Here is an 8,050-nt window from a genome sequence, read left to right as displayed (position 1 = left end):
GGGCATGACGGACTCCTTCGGCTGGCGGTGACCTGTTTTCCCGGACCGGGGCGCGTGGGGTGGATTACGGTGCGTAGCCCGGGCACTACGAGCATGGATCCCGCAGGAGGCTGGCGACACCGTGGACGGGGTCTGGTTCCCCAACCCGCGGCGGTAGTTCCACACCTTCCACGGAGACCAGGGAGGGGAGCCGTGATGCCGCCACGCAGGGTGGTCACGGGCCGCAGCCAGGAGCCGCGGCAACGGTTCGCGGAGGAGCTGCGGCAGCTGAGGGCGGGGAGCGGGGCGAGCCTGCGGCAGCTGGGTGAGCGGCTGGGGTGGGACTGGTCGCTCTTCGGGAAGATGGAGAAGGGCGAAACCCTGGGGGGGCCGGAGGTCGTCCAGGCTTTGGACCAGCACTACGGGACGCCGGGGCTCCTGCTGGCCCTGTGGGAAGTGGCGCTGGGGGACAAGACCCAATTCCAAGAGCAGTACCGGCGATACATGGGGTTGGAGGCCGAGGCGGTCAGCATGTGGCACTTCGCCGTGAGCGTGCTGCCGGGGTTCTTCCAGACGCCCAATTACGCGAGCGAGTTGCTGGCTGCGGGCGGATATACAGGCGACGCGCTGACGCAGCAGGTGGAGGCGCGGCTGGGGCGGCAGGATCTGTTGGAAGGGGTGGGTGCCCTCCCCTTCCGGACGATCCTCTCGGAGGCCTCGTTGCGGACGGCGATGCGGGATGGGCAGGCGTGGCGGGAGCAACTGGAGCACATTGCCGAGTTGACGATGCGGCCCAATGTGGTGGTGCATGTGCTGCCGTTCAGCGCCGGGTTGCATGGGCTCGACAGCACGGATCTGTCGTTTCTGCGGCAGCCTGACGGACGCACAGTGGCGTACACGGAGAACGCCTATCGGGGTGACCTGATTGAGGAGAACGGGACTGTGGAGCGGCTGCAACGCGCCTACGACGGGGTTCGCGACTTGGCCCTTTCCCCAGCGGAGTCGCGAAAGTTCATTCTGGGCATGTTGGAGGCAGCGCCGTGCACACCATCGACCTGAGCGCCGCTGGTTGGCGTAAGAGCACCCGAAGCAACTCGGGCGGCGGTGCGTGCGTTGAGGTCTGCGACGACTTCGGCAGCGTGGTTCCCGTGCGGGACAGCAAGGACCCGCACGGGCCAGTGCTCGTGTTCCAAGTGGGCGGCTGGTCTGCATTCGTCACCGCCGTCAAGAATCATCAACTGCCCTGCTGAGGAATGACCAACGCCGACGGCCTCCGAGAACCAATGCTTGTCGGAGGCCGTCGGCGTTGTCGGTGGCTCTACTTCTTGGTGGTGCGGCGTCCTCGGGTCGCGGCGGCGGGGCGCCAGGCGCGGAGGTCGTCGTCAGTCAGACCGTGCTCGCCCTGCACCATCTGCCGGTCGCCCCGGAAGAATGCGGCCGGTGAGGCTCCGAAGCTCGCGTCGAACTCGTTGTGCCACTGGTCAAGCCAGGGCTGGAGCTCCAGCAGCCCGGCGAGGAACGGTGTCAGCTCCTCGGAGGTCAGCGCCTCGTGGGAGGCGATGTACGCGTCGAGCGCGTACGCCTGCTCCCGGTGGTCCCAGCCGGCCCAGCCGTAGAGGTCGGGCGTGGGGGTGTTGGTCTGCCCGTACGAGATGAACCGCTCCTTGGGCACGTCGAGCTTGCCGCGCGCCTTCCAGTACGAGGGCCGCAGGAAGTCCGCCGAGGTGTACTTCGGCGGTACGGGGATCGTGTCCCGGATCTTCCGCTTGGCCGGCTCATCCGGGGCGGCGTCCTCCTGCCGCTGAAGATCCCAGACGTGCTCCCAGTCCGCGCGCTTCTTCAGCCCAGAGGGCTTGTACCGCAGGGCGGGCAGGAACGGCACGTGCTCATCGGTCATCAGCTCGGCGACGACGGCGGGCAGTTCCTTGCGGGCCGCGTAGATCTTGGCGACGGAGACGAAGTCTTCGTCGCGCGAAAGAGCATCGGTGAGCCGGGAGAGGCTGACGAGGGCGGGCATCCCGTTCTCGTCGAACCAGTGGTCCCGATTCTCGATCCGGTCGAGCAGCCAGGAACGGAGCGCTTGCTCCTGAAGTGCATCCCAAGTTTCAGACAACCAACGTCGTTTGAACTCGGGACTCTCGATCGTGCCGATGGCGCGGGACGACTCGATGGCATCGATGCGCTTCTTGACGACTGCACGGTAGGGCGCGGGCCAGTGCGCGGGGATCTCGGTGGTGGGCGTTGACCCGTGTCGACGGAACCAGTCTGTCTCTGCGCCTCCCTGTGCAACTCGGCGCGCGAGTGCGATTTCGAAGGCGCGCTCACCAAGGGCAACCTCGGGGATGCAGAGGTCGTCAGGGTCCTCGGATGCGCGCAGATCATCGGGATGAAGGGCGTAGAGGGAGTAAACCTGCCAGTCCAGCTCCTCCTGGAGAGCGATCATCTTGCCGCGAGTTGCGCGCCAGGTATCGCGGGCCTTGCGGAGCGATTCCGAGCCAGGTGTCCCCTGATTTGCCAGGTTGTTCGGATTTACTCCAGAGAGCTGCTGAGCAAGTAGATCCAAGGCGGCCGCGAGCGCGGTGGGGTAAGCGTCGGGAAGCGGGAATCGCTCGACGTTGGATCCGTTGAACTGATACCGCACCGTCCATTTCTCGGACTCCAAGCCCCGGCCCACACCATTGCTTGGCTTATCTTGGCAGGCCATCTTGAGCCAGAAGCAAGCGGTGGAGCTATTGAGTAGGCCCAGCAGCCTCAGATATTCTTTCTCGCCTGCTCCCTGGTCGAGCTTGATGACGGGAGAGGTTTGTTTGAAGACCCTTCCGCCTCGATCCAGGGCAAAATGGTTGTGTGTGGCCACCTCGGCGAAGGTGATTGAGATTGGCGTCTTGTAAGCAGACGAGGTGTACTGCATATAGTCCCACCATCGAAGACCTGCATCAGCAATGTCTCCCTGGAAGGTACGCCTGACTTCAAGCAGTCGACGCAGCGGCCAGAGCTCGATGCTCAGGCCGTCCGACGCAAGTTCATTAGCGTATGGAAACCAGATTGCTTCCTCTGGCTCGGCTCCCCAGTCACGTACAATCTCGCCATTGACGAGAGGGCGAAGACCCTTGCGGTTAGCAATGGTTCTAAACGTGCTGCGCAACGGTCTGATGTAGGCCTCATCGGCACCTGCGCGGATGGCGCGTCCGATAGGAGGCTCAATGGCGCGCTTCATTGGTTGTGTGCTGGCCTTGCCGAGCTGTTCAACCATTTCGAGACCGCCAGCGGCGAGAATCCATGGTTGCCTGGCGAAATATCTCCCGCGCTCCAGGTCATCCACAGATACCCATTCGCTAACCGATCCTGGCTTGTCGATCTGATCCATGATCGATTTCCAGACCAGGCCATTCGCGGCATCCTCAGGTGTGGCAGGCTCGCCCTGAACGCTGCGCACGGTTCGGATGGTTCCTGAACGGTTTTTCCCGCCACGGCGCTTACCAACCAAAATGACGGTCGGAGTCCCATGTCCGGGGATGTAGGCCCCGGAGCTGTCGATGACCTCTGTAAGCTCCACCTCGTGACCGAAATACGTCTCGATGAGTCGCGTGCCGAACTCCCGCTTCATGAAGGAATTGGCGGTGATCTGGCCGACCATGCCATAGCCGTGCCCACTCTCTGCATCCCCTGCCTGGGCCAGCTCGAAGAATCTCTGCGCAAATGGAACTGACAATGCGTACGTTCCTGCACAAGCATCGTACAGCTTCCGATACAAGTCGTTGAGCTTCTTGTCCTTCACTGTGATGTACGGCGGATTCCCCACCACCACGTGGTAGCGTCCTTGGCGCAGGATGCCCGGATATTCGTCCAGGTCCTCCGTGATGTACTTGAACTCGGCTAGCTCGTCCGAATCTGAGGAGTTCAAGTTCTCGAACAAGTTGCCCTGGCGGTTCCGATGCTTGATGAGGGAGTCGCCCACTGCCAGGTGTATAGGCCATTCGAATCTCGCGGTGTCTGCCATAGTTCGAACGCCACCGGCCGCCATTGCTGCAACCAGCAACCGGAATCGGGCAATAGCCACTGCGAATGGGTTTAGGTCAACCCCGTGCACCGAATCTAGTGCGGCCCGCACCCGCTCATGCAGATCCCGGCCGGGTTGGCCTTCGCCCCACAGTCGAACCAAACGCCGGAAAGCCCCGAGTACGAAGTGTCCTGACCCGCACGTCGGGTCGATCATCTTCAAGTTTTCGTAGCCGAACTCCCGAACCGCCGGGTCCATGGTTCGGTCGAGGATGAACTCTTCCACGAACTCAGGGGTTTGGAGCAGTGCGTATGTTGTCCGAGCTGCCTCGCTCAAGTCCTGGTACAGGTCGCCCAGGAAGCGAGTGTCCCAGCCCTCAGTGCCGTCCTCGTTCAGCTTGTCCGTGAAGTCGTGGACCAGGACGCCCGCCTCATCCCGCTCGCGCCAGAACGCGATCAGATCCCGGGCCCCGTCGTGAGAGAGGGGGATCTGGAAAAGTGGGTTGTGCTTGCGGTCAAAGAGGAGGCGGCCTGCCTGGCCGGCGCCCAGCTCCTCGAATGCGCGCTCCAACCACCCGCGGAAGGTAGGGTCCGCGTCCTTCGCCACGTATTCCTCGTACCGGGCCAGGGCCAGGTCGCGGCGGTCCGGGTCCGGGGCCGTGAGGTACGGCTCCGGGATGAGTTCGTTGTCCTCGCAGAAGCGGACGAAGACCGTGCCCAGGACCCAGGCGACAGCGACCTGCGTGATCCGTTCGTCCAGCCAGGAGTTCCACGTCGCCGCCGTGCGGCCCAGCTTGCGGGCCTGGTCGTATTCGGCGCGCAGGCGGGTGCCTACCTCCGTGACGGCTTTGACCTGCTTGGCGAGGTCCGTCTCGACCGCTTTGACCTGCTTCTTGAGGTCTTCCAACAGGGCCTTGCGGTCGATCACTTGGCGTCTCCCTCGGTTCCGTCCGTCACGGCTGCCTTGCTCGTACTCGCGTCCTTGACCCACGAGTCCGGAAGTTCGATCCACTCGCCCAGGCCCGCCTGGTACGCCACCGCCACCTGGCCCAGCTTCGGCTCCCTCGCCGGGTCGCTCTGCGGGACCAGGAGCCACAGGCCGCGGCCGCCCTGGCGGGCTGCCTCCGCCAGGCGGTCCAGGACGCCCATCGCGTCGTAGCGGGCGAAGGCTGCCGCCTCCGTCAGGAGGACCGGGCCGGTACCGGCATCGGGGGCCAGCAGGGTGCGGATCTGCGGTTCCACCGTGCCCCACGCCGTCCGGGCGTACTCCGCGAACTTCATCGCGCCGCGCGAGCCCGGCTCCGCCACGTCCGCCTTCAGCAGCGTCTCCCACGTCGGCTTCGAGCCCTCCGGGGCCAGCGCGTGCATCGCCTCCAGGAAGAGGGCCGTCACCGAGACCGCCTGGGCGCCCACGGGCGCCGCGGACAGGGCCCGCGTCGCTTCCTCCGGGCGGTGGTGGTGCACGGTCAGGACGCGGTAGCCGTCGCGACGGGCCGACGCGGCTAGGCGCTCCTTCGCACGGACGGCGGCCGCCAGCGCCGGGTCGTCCGCATAGCGGGTCACCGCGCCCACATCCGTGGCCTGACGCCAGGCCCCCGTCGTCAGGTAACTGGACGCGCTGTCCATGCGGGTCGGCAGGTAGCGCAGGGTCTTGGTGTCCTCGCGCGTGGACAGCGTCAGGTCGAAGCCGGCGTCCCGGAGGGCCTTCGTCAACGGGCCGGCCGTAGGGAGCTCGTGGGTGAGGCCGCCCCGGGAGTCCGGCAGGACCAGCTCGGGGAAGCGGGCCCGGACGCGCTCGTGGACGTCCTCGCTCGTCACGCCCGGCTGGCGGGCCTCCGGGACGTTCGGGATGAGGCGGACCAGGCCGGCCTGGGTGAGGCGGAGGGCCCGTACGAGGGACAGGTCGCGCGGGTAGATCTCCAGGCGGGGCGTCGCCGCCGCGTTGAGGGAGGCGGCCGCGGCCAGCTCCACCAGGCGGCGTTCGTCCCACTCCACCGAGCCCGGGGGAGGGGTGAGGGAACCGAGCTCGCTCAGTACCGTCGTCGCCGTCGGGAGGGTTTCGAGGCGGGCCAGCCGGTCGGCCGTCTTGCCCAGGCGGGTGGCGTAGTCGAGCAGGCCCGGCGCCGTCGGGGTGTCCGGGGCGTCGTCCTCGCGGACGTCCAGGGCCAGCAGGCCCGCGCCCAGTGCCTCCTCCGTCGCCTTCCGGTTCGGCTGGTGCTGGAACTCGGCCTCCTCCGGCTCCAGCTGCTCCACCTCCACCACCGCCCGCACGGCGGCCAGCGCCAGCGCACGCCGCTGCTCGCGCTCCGCGAGCTGCGTGCCGCGGCGCACGGCGAGGGCGTCGGCGATCTCCGCGGCGGAGGCGACCCGGCCCAGGCCGGAGAGGAGGTCCATGATCTCGGCGCGCAGTGCCTGTACCGCCGGGTGCTTCTTCCAGCGCTTGCGCTCCTCCTTCAGGAGCTGCGGGATGCGGCCGGCCGACAGGCCGAGGGCGTCCGCGACGTCCTTCTGCTTGGGCCAGACGCCGATGTCCGGCAGGTCGCCCTGTGCGTTGGGCAGGCGCAGGAGCAGGCGTACGGTCTCGACCTTGTTGTGGTTCGAGCGGTTGTTGTTGAGCTCCGGGACGAAGATCGTGGCCAGGGTGTCCAGGCTGACGGCCCGCAGCGCGGAGCCGGACAGGCCGCCGGCGTTCTCACCGGAGGCCAGGGCGCCGAGCAGCACGGACTCGGTGCCGGACAGCTGGGCCAGTTCCTCCTTGGCCTCGGCCCGGCCCCGTGGGGTGAGCGGCGAGACCGGCGACTCGCGGAGGCGGTCGCCCCATTCGCGCTGGCGGCGCTGGACCTCGCTGCGGGTCTTCGCGCCCAGCCCGGGGGCGTTGAGCAGCTTGCGGCGGCTGTAGTCGAGGAGCTCGCCGACCGTGGTGACGTCCAGGCCGTAGAGGAAGGCCTCGGCGGCCGGGGTGAGGCCGGCGGCCGACAGGTGGGTGTCGCGGGTGACCTCGGCCGCCAGCTGCTCACGTTGCTGCTCCGCGGTGAGCGGTTCGGCGTCCGCGATGGTGGCCTGGCCGGTCACGGCGGAAGGATGCTCCGCCGACTCCGGGTGGCGGGAGCGGTGGCTGGACGGGACGGTCTGCGACGCGTCCAGGAAGATCTTCTTCCAGGCGTCCCGCATCGGCTTCAGCTCGGGGAAGCGCCGGGCGGCGTCCCGGTGCAGGGCCTTCTCGAAGAAGGAGACCAGGCCGTCGCGCACGGCGGGCTCGAAGGCGTCCTTCGCGATGGTCGGGTACGGGTGCTGCTTCGGGTCCGTCATCCGGGGCAGCACCGAGCCGTCGCCCCACTTGGGGAGTTCGCCCGAGGCCATCTGGTGCAGGGTGACCGCGACCGCGTACCGCTCGGCGTGGGAGTCGTAGGCGGTGCGGGTCAGCGTCCCGATGAACGGGTCGAGGTAGCCCTCCGTGCCGGCCTCGTAGTCCTTCGCCGGGTATCCGGCCAGGGAGAAATCGATGAGGACGAGCTCGCGGGTGCGGTTCGGGCGGATGCGGATGGCGATGTTGTCCGGCTTGATGTCGCGGTGCCAGACGCTCTCGCCCTCCAGGAAGTCGACGGCTCCGAAGAGGTAGTCGCCGTACGCCTCCAGCTGGTCGATCTGGAGCCGGCCGCTCTCGCGCAGCTGGCGGGCCACGGTCTCCTCGCGGCGGCGGGTGCGGGGGGTTCCGGATTCCTCGCCCTCGCCGGTCTCCTCCCGTTCGTCGCCCACGTACTCCAGGACGAGGACCGTACGGTCGGCGATCTTCAGCGGTTCGGGCTCGACGAGCCGGATGACGCGGGAGTCGGCACGCAGCCGCCCCATGACCTCGGCCTCGTGGGCGAGGATTTCGCCCCTGCTGTCGGAGAGCGCCACCTTGAGGACGGCCAGGGGCCGCATCTTGCGCTCCTCGGCCTCCAGGTCGCGTACGAGGAAGGCACGGCTGGTGGAGCCGGTGCCCAGGCGGCGCCGGACCTGCCAGCGCCCGCCGAGGACGTCACCGGCGACCGCTTCGAGCGGGTCCTTCTCGGGGGCCTCCGGGGGCGGG

The 8,050-nt window shown here is 67.4% G+C and carries 4 protein-coding genes; 2 read left to right on the top strand and 2 right to left on the bottom strand.

The features are described from left to right. The first annotated feature begins 195 nt into the window (after window positions 1-195). Together HYE82_RS30790 and HYE82_RS30785 are read left to right on the top strand one after the other, a co-directional pair. A complete protein-coding gene (locus HYE82_RS30790; protein ID WP_179177483.1) occupies window positions 196-1,038 on the top strand; it encodes a helix-turn-helix transcriptional regulator in 843 nt (280 codons plus the stop codon). Beyond that, entirely contained in the window at window positions 1,020-1,229 is a 210-nt protein-coding gene (locus HYE82_RS30785; RefSeq protein ID WP_179177482.1) for a DUF397 domain-containing protein, read from the top strand. Before HYE82_RS30790 ends, HYE82_RS30785 begins: the two co-directional genes overlap by 19 nt. A 68-nt stretch (window positions 1,230-1,297) precedes the next feature. On the opposite strand, the gene pglX is transcribed toward HYE82_RS30785, so the two are convergent. Both pglX and pglW read right to left on the bottom strand, forming a co-directional pair. Beyond that, window positions 1,298-4,906: a BREX-2 system adenine-specific DNA-methyltransferase PglX gene (gene pglX, locus HYE82_RS30780; protein ID WP_179177481.1), complete on the bottom strand. Its 3,609-nt coding sequence runs from the start codon at window positions 4,904-4,906 to the stop codon at window positions 1,298-1,300. Then, window positions 4,903-8,050 (bottom strand): BREX system serine/threonine kinase PglW (pglW, locus tag HYE82_RS30775; RefSeq protein ID WP_179177480.1); only part of this gene is annotated, 3,148 nt, incomplete at its 5' end. The genes pglX and pglW, both read right to left, overlap by 4 nt.

Source organism: Streptomyces sp. BR123 (assembly GCF_013401435.1).
Lineage (GTDB): Bacteria > Actinomycetota > Actinomycetes > Streptomycetales > Streptomycetaceae > Streptomyces.
The sequence above is the reverse complement of the archived record's forward strand: the minus strand, read 5'-3'. Positions and strand labels throughout refer to the sequence as shown.